Origin of the sequence: Cryobacterium sp. MLB-32 (genome assembly GCF_000738085.1) — a bacterium.
In the GTDB taxonomy this organism is placed as follows: Bacteria; Actinomycetota; Actinomycetes; order Actinomycetales; family Microbacteriaceae; genus Cryobacterium.
In genome coordinates, this window is sequence record NZ_JPRS01000007.1 from 35,931 (window position 1) to 53,068 (window position 17,138).

A 17,138-nucleotide genomic window follows, 5' to 3' on the forward strand; every position below is an offset into this window, starting at 1 on the left:
CATGAAGACACTCGTCTCGTTCGGACGATCCGCCCCCGCTCCGAGCACTCACGCAGCATCGTCGCCCTCCGCGGGCCGTCCAGGAACTCTGGGACCGCGGCAATTCGTGCGTGCGCTCCCGGGGGCGCTGCGCAAGCTCGACCCCCGCCAAATGTGGCGAAATCCCGTCATGTTCATCGTCGAGGTCGGCGCGGCGTTCACCCTGATACTGGCCGTCGTCGAACCGTTGCTGGGCGGATCGGCACCTTCCGGCGGCACGCCTGTGCCCCCATCCTTCACCTGGGCGATCACGATCTGGCTCTGGCTGACGGTGGTCTTCGCCAACCTCGCCGAGTCCGTGGCCGAGGGGCGGGGAAAGGCGCAGGCTGACAGCCTGCGGCAGACTCGAACGAGTACCCTGACCCGTCGCCTCCTGGCCTATGACGCGGAGACCGATCCCGCCGCGGACGTGGTGGGCTCCCCGAGCGGGGTCACAGAGGTCATCTCATCGGCTGAACTCCGACTCGGAGACGTGGTTGTGGTGGTGGCCGGGGATCTCGTTCCCGGCGACGGCGACATCGTCTGGGGTATCGCTTCGGTCGACGAATCCGCCATCACCGGAGAATCCGCTCCCGTGGTTCGAGAATCCGGCGGTGACCGGAGCGCCGTCACGGGCGGCACACGGGTGCTGTCGGACCGAATCCTGGTGCAGATCACCAGTAAGCCAGGCGAGACGTTCGTGGATCGCATGATCGCGCTCGTCGAAGGGGCCGTCCGGCAGAAGACACCCAACGAGCTCGCCCTCAATATCCTCCTGGCCAGCCTGTCCATCATCTTCCTGGTGGTGACGATCACCCTCAACCCGCTGGCCGGGTATTCTGCCGCCGCCGTCAGTCTTCCGGTGCTGATCGCTCTGCTCGTCTGCCTCATTCCCACCACGATCGGGGCGCTGCTGTCGGCCATCGGGATCGCTGGGATGGATCGGCTGGTGCAACGCAATGTGCTGGCCCTGTCCGGTCGCGCCGTGGAGGCGGCGGGGGACGTGACGACACTCCTCCTCGACAAGACGGGTACCATCACCTACGGCAATCGCCGTGCCGCCGAGTTCGTCCCACTGAGCGGCGTGACGGCGAACAGGCTCATCGAAGCGGCCATTCTCGCGTCGCTCGGCGACCCCACTCCCGAAGGGAAATCCATCCTCGACCTGGCGTCGCAGCTCGGACACATCGACCCTGCCATAGACGGAATAACGGTTCCGTTCACGGCTCAGACACGCATGAGCGGCGTTGACGCGTCAGACGGTTCCGCTGTTCGCAAGGGTGCTGGATCGGCGGTGCAGGCGTGGATCGAAGAGACCAGCCGGGTCGACCCCGAAAGTGCGGCCGACCTTGCGGAGCATGTACATCGCATCTCCACGCAGGGGGGCACTCCACTTGTCGTGGCGACCGCGACGGTCCAGGGAACCCGTCACCTGCTCGGTGTCATCTACCTCAAGGACATCGTGAAGGAGGGCATCGCCGAACGCTTTGCCGAGCTTCGAGCGATGGGGATCCGCACGATCATGGTCACCGGCGATAACCCGCTGACCGCGAAGACGATCGCGGCCGAGGCCGGCGTCGATGACTTTCTCGCGGAAGCAACGCCCGAGCAGAAACTCGCCCTGATCCGCCGTGAGCAGGCAGGGGGCAGCCTCGTGGCGATGACCGGAGACGGCACCAACGACGCGCCGGCTCTGGCCCAGGCTGATGTGGGCGTGGCCATGAACACAGGCACGTCTGCCGCCAAGGAAGCCGGCAACATGGTCGACCTGGACTCAGACCCCACGAAGCTCATAGACATCGTGCGGATCGGCAAACAGCTGCTCATCACGCGCGGGGCCCTGACCACGTTCTCGATCGCCAACGACCTCGCCAAGTACTTCGCCATCATCCCGGCGATGTTCGCCGGTGTATTTCCCGGACTTTCCGTTCTCAACATCATGGGACTGCACTCCCCCGCCTCCGCGATCCTGTCCGCCGTCATCTTCAACGCGCTCATCATTGTGGCCTTGATACCTCTCGCCCTTCGTGGCGTGTCCTACCGCCCCGCCTCGGCGTCCAGCGTTCTCGGCCGCAACCTGCTGGTCTATGGACTCGGTGGCATGATTGTGCCGTTTCTCGGCATCAAGATGCTTGACCTCCTCATCATGCTGATCCCCGGCTTCTAGTCAGAATCGACGCGCACTATGACCGCACTTCGAACCTCCGCACGTCAGTACTGGGTTGCCGTCCGGGCCGTGCTTGTTCTGACCGCCATACTCGGTATTGTTTACCCGCTCACCATCATGGTGCTCGGCCAGATCGCTCTGCCCGCACAAGCCAACGGGTCACTCATTGTCGTTGAGGGCTCAACCCGGGGATCGAGCCTCCTCGGGCAATCTTTCACCGATGCCCGGGGTGTCCCCCGGCCCGAGTGGTTCCAGCCGCGCCCCTCTGCAGGCGGCTACGATGGCGCGGCATCGGGCGGCAGTAACCTCGGCCCGGAGAACGCCGACCTCGTGTCCACGATCAACTCCCGCCGCCAGCAGATCGCGGAGCTCAACGGCGTACCGCCGGAATCGGTCCCGGTGGATGCGCTCACCGCATCCGCTTCGGGGCTCGACCCGCACATCAGTCCGGCCTACGCACGACTGCAAGCCAACAGGGTCGCAGCGGCGCGCGGCCTGTCCCTGACACAGGTCGAGCAACTCGTCGAGTCGAGAATCCAGGGACCGGACCTCGGATTCCTCGGCGAACCGACGGTTAATGTCCTGGAGCTCAACCTGGCACTCTCGGCGTTGGAGAGGTAGCAATGAAACGCGGACGGTTACGGGTGCTCCTCGGCGCTGCCCCGGGGGTCGGAAAGACATACACGATGCTCGAGGAAGGCAAACGACTGCGCGATGAGGGCCGCGACGTTGTCGTGGCGCTCTTGGAAACCCACGATCGCGCAGCCACGGCAGCCATGCTGGACGAACTCGAGGTCGTGCCCCGCAAGACGATGTCCCATCGATCCGTCACCCTCGGTGAGATGGATACCCAGGCCGTACTCGCCAGGAATCCCGAAATCGCCCTCGTCGATGAGCTGGCTCATACGAATGCACCGGGTTCTGCCCATGCTAAGCGGTGGCAGGACATCCAGGACCTGCTGGAAGCGGGCATAGACGTGATATCCACGGTCAACATCCAACACATCGAGTCGCTCAATGACGTCGTGCAGCAGATAACTGGCGTGACGCAACGCGAAACCGTGCCCGATACCGTACTGCGCACCGCCGACCAGATCGAGGTCATCGATCTGGCGCCGGAATCTCTTCAGCAACGCGTAGCAGAAGGCCTCGTCTATGCAGCCGATCGAGTCGACGCTGCGCTGTCGAACTACTTTCGACTCGGTAATCTCACGGCGTTGCGGGAACTCGCCCTGCTGTGGCTGGCCGACGAAGTGGACACCGCGCTGCAGGCCTACCGCGCCGAGCACGGCATCAGCAGCAAATGGGAGGCTCGGGAGCGGGTCGTCGTGGGCCTGACGGGCGGCGGCGAAGGGGTCACCCTGCTCCGCCGCGGGGCTCGGATTGCGACGCGAACGGCCGGCAGCGAACTCCTGGCCGTGCACGTGACCAGCCAGGACGGCCTGCGCCATGGTCGTCCGGGTGACCTGGCCACTCAACGCGCTCTCGTCGAACGACTCGGAGGCACCTTTCATCAGGTGGTCGGTGACGATGTGGCGCGCGCACTCGTTGATTTCGCCCAGGCCGCAAATGCCACGCAGCTTGTGATCGGCGAGAGCCGTCGTAGTTGGCTCCTCAGCGCGCTGACCGGGCCCGGCATCGGGGCCAGCGTCATCCGAGATTCCGGCGACATTGACGTCAATGTCGTCAATCACGCTGCGGCGGGCAGCCGTTTCGTCCTTCCCCGATTGAGCGGTACGCTTTCCCCCGCTCGACGCTTGGCGGGCTTTGCCGTGGCACTTATCGGTGGCCCGCTGCTGACCTGGCTCCTCGTTGCCGTGCGGTCGGACAATTCCCTCACGAGTGATGTGCTGGCGTTTCAGCTTCTCGTGGTCGTCGTGGCTCTCGTCGGCGGCATGGGGCCGGCCCTGTTCGCGGCGCTACTGTCCGGTCTGACCCTGAACTTCTTCTTTGTCGCCCCGCTGTACACGATTACTGTTGCTGATCCCCGGCAACTGCTGGCCCTCGCGTTGTACATCGTCATTGCCGCCCTCGTGAGTTTTGTTGTGGACCAGGCAGCGCGCCGTTCGCGCGCTGCGCGGCGCGCGGCCGCGGAATCGGAGCTGGTCGCCACCATCTCCGGGAGTGTGCTGCGCGGTGAAGATGCCCTGCAGGCGCTCGTCGCGCGCACGAGAGAGGCCTTCCATCTGAGCGGTGTTCGTTTGCGGACTCAGGCCGGGGTCATCCTTCATACTGACGGAGAGCCCACTGGGGCCGACCAGATGACGAGCATGGCCGTCGGCTCTCGGGCAGTGCTTGAACTGTACGGTGCGGACCTCGCCGCGTCGGAACGACGGCTCCTCACTGTCATCGTGGCCCAGATCGATGCGGCGCTCGAGCACAACCTGCTTGCGCAGACGGCGCGGGACGTCGAACCCCTGGCCGAGGCCGATCGGCTGCGCAGCACGCTGCTCACGGCAGTAGGGCATGATCTCCGCCGCCCACTCGCGGCCGCGACCGCCGCAGTGACCGGGCTTCGCGCGACAGATGTCATCCTCTCAGAGGGCGACCGTGAGGAACTTCTGGCCACCGCAGCGGAGAGCCTGGACTCACTGGCCGCGCTCGTGACGAACCTGCTCGATATCGGCCGACTGGAGGGGGGCGCCCTCACCGTGTCACTCGGGCCCGTAGATGTGGTGGACGTTGTTCTGGCGGCCCTCGACGACCTCGACCTCGGCCCCCTGAACATGGATCTCGCCCTTCCCGTGAATCTGCCCCGGGTCACGGCCGATGAGGGACTCTTGCAGCGCGTGGTCGTAAACATCATGTCCAACGCCATCCTCTATGCACCGGTCGATACTCGCGTGCGTGTCTCGGCGAGCACGTCCGCCGGAAACGTGAGAATCAGCATCAGTGATGCGGGGCCGGGAATCACCGTGCAGCGGGGCCATGAGTTTTTCATCCCCTTTCAGCGCGGCGGAGACACCGAGAACGGAGCGGGCGTAGGACTCGGCCCTGGACTCGGCCTGGCGGTGTCGCAGGGATTCGTGGAGGGCATGGGTGGCACTCTGGACGCAGAAGAGACTCCGGGCGGCGGAGTCACCGTGGTCATCACCCTGCCGGAAGTCCCTGACGCGAATTCCGGGGCCGCGAGATCAGGCGAGGAGACACGGTGAAAATCCTGATTGTCGAGAATGACCCCCAGCTGTTCCGTGCACTGCGCATCACACTGGGCGCACGCGGGTACGATCTCATCACGGCGCACGACGGGGCCTCGGCCCTCGACGCGGCAATTGCGGAGAATCCCGATCTCATCATGCTTGATCTGGGCACGCCCCAGCTCAGCGGGATGGAGGTGATCGTCGCGCTCCGTGGCTGGACCCAGATACCCATTCTTGTGCTCTCCGGGCGCGCGGGGGCGGCCGACAAGATCCTGGCGCTGAAGAGCGGCGCCGATGACTATGTCTCGAAGCCCTTTTCCATCGACGATCTTCTGGCACGGATCCGGGCTCTCACCAGGCGGGTCCCTTCAGAAGCGGATGGGCCCATTGTGATGATCGGGAATTTAGCGGTTGACCTGTCGGCCCGGCGGATAGCGTGTGCCGGTCAGGATCCTGATGAGGTCATCCGGCTCACGCCAACGGAGTGGCGGATCCTTTCTCTTCTACTCCGCAATCCCGGGCGGCTGGTGACCCGAGAACGTCTCCTGACCGATGTCTGGGGCCCCCATGACACCTCGGACTCCGGTTTTCTGCGCATCTACGTGGCGCAACTACGCAAGAAGCTCGAGCCGGAGCCGACACGGCCCCGCTACCTGCTGACCGAAGCCGGCGTGGGTTATCGATTCCGCCCCGACCCTTTCGTGCCGCCCACCTTGGAAACGCTTGCATAGTCAAAATTGATCGAGCACACAGGGATGTAAGCGCTTGCACGATCATTGGTCCCGCTGCTAGCTTGTGGTGAGGTTCGCCCACCGCACAACCAGCCAGGAGTCAAAGATGACCGTCAGCGCTCGACTGTCCCGCGTGCTCGCCACGCTCACGATCGCGGCATTCGTCGGCTCCGCGCTGGCGGGGCTGCCGTCGGTTGCTGCGCTGGCCGCCGACCGCACCGCGACTCTTGTCGGCGATTTGCAGACCGAAATCGGCTGCACCGACGACTGGATGGCGCAGTGTAGCGATACCGTCTTGGCCCCCACTGGCGTGGCCGGCGTCTACGCCGCCGAGTTCACGCTTCCGGCCGGTACCTACGAGTACAAGGTCGTGATCGACGGATCGTTCGACGAGGCGTACGGTCTCAACGGCGGCGGGGACAACATCCCGCTGACACTCGCCGGGGACCAGACCCTGCGCGTCACCTACGACGACACCCTCCAACGAGTCGCCCTTGAACCACTCGGCCTGCGTGCCAGCTATAGCGAGCAGGACGATTCGCTCGTCGCCGCACCGGTACGCCAGGCGGGGAGCGATGAGCAGTTCTATTTTGTGATGACCGACCGCTTCGCAGACGGCAACACCGCCAACAACACGGCTGGGCTCGGCACCGACCCGCTGAAGAGTGGATTCGATCCACGGAATGAGGGCTTCTACAACGGCGGTGACATCGCTGGCCTGAGGTCGCAGCTGGACTACATCGACGGCCTCGGCACGTCTGCACTCTGGCTCACGCCGAGCTTCACCAACAAGCCGGTCCAAGGTTCAGGCGCCACCGCCTCCGCCGGTTACCACGGGTATTGGGTGACGGACTTCACGCAGATTGACCCTCACCTCGGCACGAACGCCGAGCTCGAAGCCCTCATCGAGGAGTCCCACGCTCGTGGCATCAAGGTCTACTTCGACATCATCACCAACCATACGGCCGATGTGATCGACTACGCCGAGGGCGAGTACGGCTACATCGACCAGGCTTCATCCCCCTATCGTGACGCCGCAGGCAACACCTTCTCGCCGGGCGATTTTGCCGCTGCTGACACGGCCGCGGGCTTTCCAGATCTCGATCCGACGAGTTCTTTCGCCTACACGCCGACCGTAGCGGCTGCCGAAACGGATGCGAAGGTACCGGCCTGGCTCAATGACCCCACGCTCTACCACAATCGGGGTAACTCAACGTGGTCGGGGGAATCCGTGACCGAGGGCGACTTCGACGGGCTCGACGACCTTATGACGGAGCACCCGCGCGTCGTCAACGGATTCGTCGACGTCTACAAGGATTGGGTCGACCTGGGCATCGACGGTTTCCGGATCGACACGGTCAAACACGTTAATTTCGACTTCTGGGAGCAGTGGACCACGGCGGTGCTCGACTACGCACATTCGGTCGGCAAGCCCGACTTCTTCATGTTCGCCGAGGTCTATGACGCAGACCCGGCACAGCTGTCACCGTACGTGCGCAAAACCGACATGAACTCCGTGCTGGACTTCACCTTTCAATCCGCCGCGTCCGGATTCGCAGCGGGCAACTCCGCCGCCACGCTGAAAAATCTGTATGCCGGTGACGACATGTACACGACACCGAACAGCTCGGCCGCTGCCCTTCCGACATTCCTCGGTAACCATGACATGGGTCGGATCGGCTATGCCCTGCAAGGCACCGACGCGCCCCTCGCACGCGATCAACTCGCCCATGACCTCATGTACCTGACCCGCGGGCAGCCCGTCGTCTATTACGGAGATGAGCAGGGCTTCGCTGGGGCCGGTGATGGTAAAGACAAGAACGCCCGTCAATCACTATTCGCCACCGAGGTGGACGCCTACGCCAACCAGAAGCTCGTGACCGGCGAAGTCGCCGGTTCGGTCGACAGATTCGACACCTCGGCTCCGATGTACACGCACATCGCCGAGCTCGCGGAACTCCGCCGAACCACCCCGGCCCTCAATCAGGGTGCTCAGATCGAGCGCTTCGTTGATGACGGCCCCGGTATCTACGCCGTGTCCCGCATCGATCGAACAGAGCTGATTGAGCACCTCGTGGCCTTCAACAACTCCACCGAAGCCAGGACGGTCGATATCACGACGCTGACCCCCCGTGCCGAGTACAAGCCCCTGCTCGGGGGAACGGCAACGACGAGTGACGCCTCTGGCCTCGCATCCGTCACTGTTCCGGCTCTCAGCACGGTGGTCTTGCGCGCGAATATTCCCGTTGCGGCCCCCGACGCCGCCGCCGCAATCACCGTGAACGCGCCGGTTCCCGGGGCCGGTATATCGGGTGTCAGTCCGGTCAGTGCGGTCGTCGACGCGAATGTCTGGCAGGAAACCAGCTTCGCCTGGCGCATCGCCGGCGCCCCGGACTTCACCCCGCTCGGCACCGCTGAAGACGGATCTCCGCGCGTCTTCCACGACACCCAGGACCTAGCCCCCGGCACCCTGATTGAATATCGCGCCATCTCCACGGACGCCGCCGGCCAGCGAGCGGGGGCATCCACGTTCGCCTCCGTCGGGAATGCGGTCGTCCTCACAGAGAGCTCACCTTCGGTGCCGGCCATCGACCTCGTGACCGTGCCGGGCACCCACAACGCGGCCATGGGCTGCGCCGGAGACTGGGCCCCGGGATGCGAGGCCGCCGCGCTCTCAAAGCGCGCAGACGGCGTCTACTCCGGCACCGTCGATATCCCCGCCGGCACCTACGAGTACAAAGTCGCGTACAACGGCAATTGGGACGTGAACTATGGCGCATCCGGCATTTACGGCGGCGCAAACCTCACGTACACGACCGCCGGCGGCCCCATAACCTTCTACTACGACCCGATCACGCACTACGCCACGACATCGGCGAACGGACCGATTCTCACGCTCCCCGGTTCTTTTCAGGATCAGGTCGGGTGCCCCGGTGCCTGGGCACCCGATTGCCTGGCAGCGTGGCTTCAAGATGTCGACGGCGATGGCATTTTCACGTGGAGCACGGATTCCCTCGCCGACGGTTCGTACGAATTCAAGGTCGCTCACAATCTGAGTTGGGCGGAGAACTACGGCCAGGACGGTATAGCGGACGGCGGGAATTTCGCGTTCAGCACCGCCGACGGCAGCACTGTGGTTTTCCGCTATGACCCGGCAACACACCTGACCACCGTGGACGCCGCCGATGCTCCCCTGCCCGGCACCGGAGAGGCGCGGGCGCACTGGATCGACGAAAGCACCATTGCCTGGCCGACGGCGCTGCTACCGGCGGGATCGACGACGACGAACACTCGCTGGGCGTTGCACGCGGCTCCGTCGGGTGGCATTGGACGTGACGAGGATTCCGTCACGCCGGGTCCGGCGGCGAACCTCGAGTTCGACCCCGCGGGGTTGACGGCCGAACAGCTGACACTTTTCCCCGCTCTGAAGGGTTTCCTTGCCCTGCATCCGGCAGACCTCACTCGAGCCGAGACGAAAAACCTCCTGACGGGTCAGCTCATGGTTTCCCAATCCGCGGCCTCGGATTCCGCGGTGACCGCACTCACCGGAATTCAGCTGCCGGGCGTTCTTGACGATCTTTATGCAGCGGATGCGGCGGCGCGAGACCTCGGGATCAGTTGGCGTGACGATCGACCCACTCTGGCTCTCTGGGCGCCGACCGCGCAGAACGTCGATGTTCTGCTCTACGACGCCGACACGATGGAACGTGTGTCCGCAGATCTGCAGACCGATGGCTCCTGGACCGTCACCGGAGGTGCCGACTGGCAGGACCGGGAATACCTCTACGAGGTCACGGTCTACGTTCCCTCCACCGACAGGGTAGAGACCAATCTCGTCACCGACCCCTATTCCACCGCGCTGACGGTGAATTCCACTCGCTCGGTCGTCGTGGATCTCGATGATCCGGACCTTCGGCCCGGCCTCTGGGAAGACACCCCCGCACCCGTGATCGAATCTGCGGTTGACCGTGCCATTTACGAACTCCACGTGCGGGACTTCTCGATCACCGATGAAACGGTACCGGAGAACATTCGCGGAACCTATGCCGCCTTCGGTGTCGACAGCGACGGAACCCGCCATCTGCGAGACCTCGCGGCAGCCGGGCTCAACACGGTGCATCTGCTCCCCAGCTTCGACATCGCGACCATCGAGGAGGACCGATCCCAGCAGGGCCAGCCCGCGTGTGAACTTGCATCCTTCGGGCCGGCGAGCAGCGAGCAGCAGGCATGCATCGCCGCGGTCGCCGACACAGACGCGTTCAATTGGGGATACGACCCGTACCACTTCATGGTCCCGGAAGGGTCTTATGCGGTGAACCCGCACGGCGGTGCTCGCGTGGCGGAGTTCCGCGGGATGGTGGGCGCCCTGCACGCGAGCGGTCTTCAGGTGGTGCTGGATGAGGTTTACAACCACACCTCAGCGAGCGGGCAGGGGGCAACGTCAGTTCTCGACAAGGTCGTGCCTGGCTATTACCACCGGCTGAATGACCGCGGAGTGGTCGAGACATCGACTTGCTGTCAAAACGTGGCGACAGAACATGCCCTGGCCGAGAAGCTGATGGTCGACTCCGTTGCCGTGCTTGCCGAACAGTACCGGGTGGACGGCTTCCGTTTCGACCTGATGGGTCACCATTCCAAGCAGAATCTGCTGGCGGTGCGCACGGCCCTTAACGAGCTCACCGTCGCCGAGAATGGGATCGACGGCTCCGCCATCTATCTCTACGGGGAAGGGTGGAACTTCGGCGAGGTCGCGGCGAATGCGCTCTTCGAGCAGGCAAGCCAGGGTCAACTCGGTGGAACCGGTATCGGCACGTTCAATGACCGTCTGCGCGACGCGGTGCACGGCGGCAGCCCCGTCGACGGATCGTCGACGTTCCAACAGGGTTTCGGTACCGGTCTTGGCACCGACCCGAACGGCGACCCGATCAACGGCACGACAGAGACAGCGCTGGCCGACCTCGGACACCAGACAGACCTGGTGAAACTCGGTCTGGCCGGCAATCTGCGTGATTTCAGCTTCGTGGCAGCGGATGGTGCGCTCACCAGAGGCGACCAGCTGGATTACCGCGGTTCCCCGGCGGGGTATGCCGACGAACCTGATGAGGTCGTCAACTACGTGGACGCGCACGACAATGAAACGCTCTTCGATATTCTCGCGTTCAAGCTTCCCGTCGATACATCGATGGCCGACCGGGTTCGCATGAATTCCCTGTCCCTCGCCACCGTCGCACTGGCACAGACCCCCTCGTTCTGGCATGCCGGCACCGACCTGCTTCGGTCGAAATCACTCGACCGTGACAGCTACAACTCGGGTGACTGGTTCAATGCCATAGATTGAAGCGGCCAGACCAACGGTTTTGGAGTGGGCCTTCCATCGGCTGCGTCGAACAAAGAGAAGTGGCCGCTCATGGCCCCACTGCTGGAGAATCCGGCCCTCAAACCGTCTGCCGCTGACATCGCAATGGCATCGGACCAGTCCCTCCAGCTGCTGCGGCTCAAGCACGCCAACTCGCTGCTCCGGCTGGGGTCGGCCGACCTCATCCGACAGAAGGTCTCGTTCCCGGGCAGCGGCGCGGACGCCGCACCCGGACTGATCCTGATGAGCGTCGACGATCTCATTGGCACAGACGTGGACCCGGCGCTGGATGGCCTGCTGGCAGTTTTCAATGCCAGCCCCGACGCGATTAGCCAGAAGGTCAACACGTTGCTCGGCCGGGACTACGAGTTGTCCGCGATTCAGGCGAACGGTCACGATGACGTGGTGAAGGCGACCCAATGGGATTCCGCCACGGGAACCGTTACGATCCCGGCCCGGAGCGTTGCGGTACTCGTGAGCCCCACGGACGGGGCGGACCAGACTCCTTCCGACCCGGTGCATCCCGCCGACCCGGCGGATCCCGACGCCTCCCCGGACGCTGATGGGGCCGCTCATGCGGACGTCGACCTCTCGCTCATCCTCTCGCGGGACCGCGTGCAGGCGGGCGATGAGATCACCGCTTCCGGCACCGGATTCCGGCCGGGTGAGACCGTGCAGGCGTGGCTGCACTCCACGCCCACGCTCCTCGTGGCCGGCACGGCGGATGCCCGGGGAATGATTGTGCTCCGCGTCACGGTTCCTGGAACCGCCGAAGTTGGCGAACACACCCTGCGGTTCACCGATCTTGAGTCGACGCGGCAGGTGAGTGCCCCTCTCACGGTGCTCTCGCCCCAGCTGGGCCTGACCGGCACAATCGGTGTACGTCTGATGCTCGGCGCGGCGCTCGTTTTCGCGCTGGGTGCGGCGCTGGTGCTGCGCCGACGCTACGAAAACTTCGCCCGGCCGCGCCGGTAGTGGTGCTGTCCCGCCGGCGCGGGCGGCATTCGCACTTCGCGACGGTTCAGACTAACGGGGGTATTCTCATCGTCACCCACAATCGGAGAGGTTGAGCACAATGTCTCGAACTTACGTCGTAACCGGTGCCGCCAGCGGCATCGGTAAGGCCACCAAAGAACTCCTCGAGGAACGTGGCGAGAAGGTCATCGGTGTTGATATCCACGATGCGGATATCGCCGTCGATCTGTCTACGGAGGCCGGCCGTCGCGAACTCGTGGAGCAGGTGTCCGCGCACAGTGGCGGCAGAATCGATGCCATTCTCGCCGTAGCCGGACTGGCCACGCCCACGGCGACCACCGCCGCGGTGAACTTCTTCGGCACGATCGCTACCCTTGAGGGGCTTCGCCCGCTGCTCGCGGGATCGGCTGCCCCCCGCGCCCTGGCCGTCACCTCGATGGCTTCGCTGTTTCCGCCGGACGACGAGCTGCTCGCTGAGTTTGCCGCCGACAACGAGGAGGCTGCGCTCGCCCGCGCCGCCGTGCTTGAGGCGGGCGGTGCCGAGACAGGCGGGTTGATCTACGGCACGACGAAACGCGCCCTCGCGCTCTGGATCCGCCGGAACGCGGCGACGGCGAATTGGGCCGGTGCCGGAATTCCGCTCAATGGTGTGGCTCCCGGCATCGTCGTGACGCCCATGACGGCAGACCTGATCCAAACCACGGAGGCGCGCGAAGCCATTCTGCAGATGGTTCCCATGCCGCTGAACGGGATCTTCGAGCCACGGTCGGCCGCCTACCTGTTGGCATGGCTCTCAAGCGAAGAGAATGCGCATCTGTGCGGACAGATCGTGTTCATCGACGGCGGCTCCGACGTGGTGATCCGCGGCGACAGCACCTGGTGACTCGTCCTTGTCCGAGAAACTGCCGCATCGCCTCACCTTGTCCAGTTTCGGTCGCGGCCATTGACGCAGCGACCTGATGCGTGGATGATCTGACCCACCAGCCTCTGGTGTGCCTGCACTCGCATGCACGTGGGGACCACCGGCACGACGGGTCGTCCTTCCGGGGCTCAAACGGAGGTTCAGATGCGACGATTCTCGAGTGTTCGTCTTGCGGCGATTGGTACTGCACTGGCATGCGTGCTGGCGCTCGTTCCCCTGGTTCCGGCCTCAGCGCACAGTGACGATGATTCCCCGTCGCACAAAAGCTACCTCGCCCTGGGCGATTCGGTGCCGTTCGGGTACAACCCACTGCTGGTCACACCCGGTGTTGCGCCCAGCGCTTTCGTGGGTTACCCGGAGCTGCTGGTCGACTATGCGCGGCCAAAATTGAGGGTGGCCAACGCCAGCTGCCCCGGTGAAACCAGCACCAGTATGATCACCGGGACCCGGCCCGACCACGGATGTCAGAACTACCGTCAGTACGTGGGTGCCCTGCACGAATCGTACACAGGCAGCCAGTTGGATTACGCGACGAACTTCCTGGCGACGAACCCGCGAACTAAGCTCGTCTCGGTCATGATCGGCGCGAACGATGCGCTGATGCTGCAAGACGAGTGCGTTGGCCTGGGCGGTGACGTCAACAGCTGCATCACTAACGGACTGGGGCCCGTCCTGTACACGCTGCGAGCCAATCTCACGACCATTTACTCGGCACTGCGGGCACAGGGCTACCGCGGCGAGTTCGTCGCCGTGACCTACTACTCAACTGACTACCGCGATCCCACCGTGACCGGATCGATCTCCGCCATCGACGCCGTCCTCGTTGATGTCACGAAGTCGTTTGGCGGCACGGCCGCCGACGGCTTCGCTGCCTTTGAAAGGGCGGCGAAACCCTACGGCGGCGACACCTGCGCCGCGGGGCTCCTGATCCGGCTTACGCCGTCGACGTGCAACATCCACCCGTCGCCGGCTGGTGCAGCCCTGTTGGCGGCCGCTGTCCAGAAGACCCACAAGCACTAGCGGGTGCCCCGTGACGACGGGGCCTTGTGCCGTCCAACGTCGATGACGGCCCGACAGGCGGAACCCGGGCGTCATGCCCGGGTTCCGCCATTGGTCAGCGAATGTCGAAACGGTCCAGGTTCATCACCTTGGCCCAGGCCGCCGCGAAGTCGTCGACCAGCTTCTTCTTGGCGTCATCACTGGCATAGACTTCCGCGACGGCTCGCAGCTCGGAGTTCGATCCGAACAGAAGGTCTACCCGGGTGCCGACCCACTTCGCTGCGTCGCTGCCATGGTCAGCGCCGCGGTAGGCGTTCTGTCCCGGGTCGAGAGCGCTCCACTTCGTGCCCATGTCGAGCAGGTTGGCGAAGAAGTCGTTCGTGAGAACGCCCGGAGTCTTCGTGAACGCGCCTTGGGATGAGCCGTCGTAGTTTGCCCCGAGCACCCGTAGCCCACCGACCAGAACCGTCATCTCCGGCGCACTCAACGTGAGCAGGTTGGACTTGTCGATGAGGTGGGTCTCGGCCGGGAGGATGGCGAGTGGCCCCATGTAGTTGCGGAACCCATCGGCGGCAGGTTCCAGATACGTGAACGCATCGGCATCCGTATCCTCCTCCAACGCGTCAACACGACCGGGCGTGAACGGCACAACCACCGGGAAACCGGCGTCGTGCGCCGACTTCTCCACTCCGACACCGCCGGCGAGAACGATGAGGTCGGCCAGGGACACCTGCCGCGTCGAGGAACCGTTGAAGTCCGCTTTGATGCCCTCGAGCGCGGCCAGCACGATCGACAGCTGGGCGGGGTTGTTGACCTCCCAGCTCCTCTGCGGTTCGAAACGGATGCGCGCGCCGTTCGCTCCGCCACGTTTGTCGCTCCCGCGGAAGGTCGAGGCAGATGCCCACGCGGTGGAGACCAGTTGCGAGACCGTGAGTCCGGAAGCGAGCACGCGCTCCTTCAGGGTGGCGATCTCGGTTACGCCGATGACGTCCCCCACTGCCTCGGGCAGCGGGTCCTGCCAGATGAGCTTCTCCGAGGGAACCTCCGGTCCGAGGTAGCGGGCCTTGGGGCCCATGTCACGATGGGTCAGTTTGAACCACGCGCGGGCGAAGGCATCCGCGAATGCGTCCTGATCCTCGGCGAAATGGCGGCTGATGGCCTCATACGCGGGATCCGCGCGCAGGGCGATGTCCGTCGTGAGCATGCGCGGCTCACGGTGCTGCGAGGAGTCGTGAGCAAGCGGAACCATATCCGAGCCTGCGCCGTCCTTCGGCCGCCACTGCTTCGCGCCGGCCGGGGATTCCATCAACTCCCACTCATAGGCGAAGAGAATGTGGAAGTACTCGTTGTCCCACCGCGCCGGGTGATAGGTCCAGGTCACTTCGAGACCCGAGGTGATCGTGTCGTCACCCGTTCCGGTACCGAAATCATTCTTCCAGCCCAGCCCCTGGCCTTCGAGCGGGGAGGCCTCGGGACTGGGGGCAAGATGGCTGTCGGGAGCAGCGCCATGGGTTTTACCGAAGGTGTGCCCGCCGGCGATCAGCGCCACGGTCTCCTCATCGTTCATGGCCATCCGCTTGAACGTCTCGCGGATGTCGCGCGCCGAAGCCAACGGGTCGGGCTCGCCGTTGGGTCCCTCCGGATTGACATAGATGAGGCCCATCTGCACGGCGGCCAACGGCTTTTCCAGTTCGCGGTCGCCGGAGTAGCGCTCGTCGCCGAGCCAGGTGGTCTCCGGGCCCCAGTACACGTCGTCGTCGGGCTCCCAAACGTCGACACGACCGCCGGCGTAACCGAAGGTCTTGAAGCCCATCGTTTCGAGAGCAACGTTTCCCGCCAGGATCATCAGATCGCCCCAGGAGAGGCTCTGGCCATACTGCTTCTTGATCGGCCACAGCAGGCGACGCGCCTTGTCCAGGTTGACGTTGTCCGGCCAACTGTTCAGTGGCGCGAAGCGTTGCTGGCCCGTTCCCGAGCCACCCCGTCCGTCATGGACTCGGTAGGTACCGGCGCTGTGCCAGGCCATCCGGATGATCAACGGACCGTAATGGCCGAAGTCGGCGGGCCACCAATCCTGCGACGTCGTCAGGACTGTCGCGATGTCCGCCTTCACGGTGGCAAGATCGAGCGCTGCGAACGCCGCCGCATAGTCGAACTCCGCGCCGAGCGGATTGGCCACAGCGGGATTCTTGGCGAGGAGCTTCACGTTCAGCCGTTCAGGCCACCAGGCTCGGTTCCCGCCGCTCTGACTCGGCGTCGGGGTGCGCTGTCCGTGCGGCACGGGGCATTCGCCGGCAATCGGTTCGGTCGTCTCATCATCGGTTACGACGACGCCATGGTTCTCAGGCATCAAGATCCTTCCATACTGGGTCGGTTGTTGTCAGGGTCAGTGACCCCGACAGAAGAACACGTGGAGCTCGTACCCCTTCAGGTTACCGCGGCCGCCTCGGTGCCAGCCTTGGATTGGCCCCTGTCGCCGCGAGCCGAATGGCTGTTGCAGCAGGATTCCTGCCGACGGGAGGGGTCTATGCGCGACATCACTCCTCCGTCGGTATCGCATGCGCCCAGACATGACGGACGTGGACGAAGCGCATTCACTCATCAGTCGCAAAGAATCTGACCGGTTCACACCACCAGCTTCGTGTGGACGGCTATCCTCAAGCATCGCGGCCACGTCGTGAGCCGCCTCACATCGACCGATGGGAACACTCAACATGGACGACTACGTCTTCGGTGGGGCATCCGATATTGATCGCGCTATCGGGTATCTGATCGCACTCGACAACAGCCAATCGAACGCGTTGGCCGTGCTCCAGATCGACGACATCAT

At 64.4% G+C, this 17,138-nt stretch carries 8 protein-coding genes and 1 pseudogene; 8 read left to right on the plus strand and 1 reads right to left on the minus strand.

The genetic code is table 11. The features are described 5' to 3' along the window. Window position 1: 1 nt before the first annotated feature. From kdpB to JF66_RS02140, 8 genes and pseudogenes are all read left to right on the plus strand, one after another. Entirely contained in the window at window positions 2-2,185 is a 2,184-nt protein-coding gene (gene kdpB / locus JF66_RS02110; RefSeq protein ID WP_035874455.1) for a potassium-transporting ATPase subunit KdpB, read from the plus strand. Window positions 2,186-2,203: 18 nt separating this feature from the next. Then, window positions 2,204-2,806: a potassium-transporting ATPase subunit KdpC gene (kdpC, locus tag JF66_RS02115; RefSeq protein ID WP_035874457.1), complete on the plus strand. Its 603-nt coding sequence runs from the start codon at window positions 2,204-2,206 to the stop codon at window positions 2,804-2,806. 2 nt (window positions 2,807-2,808) lie between these two features. After that, window positions 2,809-5,340 carry a DUF4118 domain-containing protein gene (locus tag JF66_RS02120; RefSeq protein WP_035874460.1) on the plus strand — a complete coding sequence of 844 codons (2,532 nt, stop codon included), beginning with the start codon at window positions 2,809-2,811 and terminating at the stop codon, window positions 5,338-5,340. Beyond that, a complete protein-coding gene (locus tag JF66_RS02125; RefSeq protein ID WP_035874463.1) occupies window positions 5,337-6,056 on the plus strand; it encodes a winged helix-turn-helix domain-containing protein in 720 nt (239 codons plus the stop codon). The genes JF66_RS02120 and JF66_RS02125 overlap by 4 nt, the downstream gene beginning before the upstream one ends. 106 nt (window positions 6,057-6,162) lie before the next feature. Then, complete coding sequence (pulA, locus tag JF66_RS02130) at window positions 6,163-11,394, plus strand: pullulanase-type alpha-1,6-glucosidase (protein ID WP_369797937.1); 5,232 nt, start codon at window positions 6,163-6,165, stop codon at window positions 11,392-11,394. Between the two features lie 18 nt (window positions 11,395-11,412). Continuing rightward, window positions 11,413-12,387 (plus strand): annotated as a pseudogene (locus JF66_RS25200) (alpha-1,6-glucosidase domain-containing protein); the annotation flags it as partial. Between the two features lie 100 nt (window positions 12,388-12,487). Further along, window positions 12,488-13,270: an SDR family oxidoreductase gene (locus JF66_RS02135; RefSeq protein ID WP_035874466.1), complete on the plus strand. Its 783-nt coding sequence runs from the start codon at window positions 12,488-12,490 to the stop codon at window positions 13,268-13,270. Window positions 13,271-13,453: 183 nt separating this feature from the next. Then, entirely contained in the window at window positions 13,454-14,329 is an 876-nt protein-coding gene (locus JF66_RS02140) for a GDSL-type esterase/lipase family protein (RefSeq protein WP_035874468.1), read from the plus strand. Window positions 14,330-14,423: 94 nt separating this feature from the next. Here JF66_RS02140 and katG read toward each other — a convergent pair whose 3' ends face one another. Beyond that, a complete protein-coding gene (katG, locus tag JF66_RS02145; protein WP_035874471.1) occupies window positions 14,424-16,658 on the minus strand; it encodes a catalase/peroxidase HPI in 2,235 nt (744 codons plus the stop codon). Window positions 16,659-17,138 lie beyond the last annotated feature (480 nt).

What these genes read in the sequence shown, in the direction of transcription:
- kdpB (WP_035874455.1), top strand. Translation starts at nt 2, where the DNA reads ATGAAGACACTCGTCTCGTTCGGACGATCCGCCCCCGCTCCGAGCACT.
- kdpC (WP_035874457.1), top strand. Translation starts at nt 2,204, where the DNA reads ATGACCGCACTTCGAACCTCCGCACGTCAGTACTGGGTTGCCGTCCGG.
- JF66_RS02120 (WP_035874460.1), top strand. Translation starts at nt 2,809, where the DNA reads ATGAAACGCGGACGGTTACGGGTGCTCCTCGGCGCTGCCCCGGGGGTC.
- pulA (WP_369797937.1), top strand. Translation starts at nt 6,163, where the DNA reads ATGACCGTCAGCGCTCGACTGTCCCGCGTGCTCGCCACGCTCACGATC.
- JF66_RS02135 (WP_035874466.1), top strand. Translation starts at nt 12,488, where the DNA reads ATGTCTCGAACTTACGTCGTAACCGGTGCCGCCAGCGGCATCGGTAAG.
- JF66_RS02140 (WP_035874468.1), top strand. Translation starts at nt 13,454, where the DNA reads ATGCGACGATTCTCGAGTGTTCGTCTTGCGGCGATTGGTACTGCACTG.
- katG (WP_035874471.1), bottom strand. Translation starts at nt 16,658, where the DNA reads ATGCCTGAGAACCATGGCGTCGTCGTAACCGATGATGAGACGACCGAA.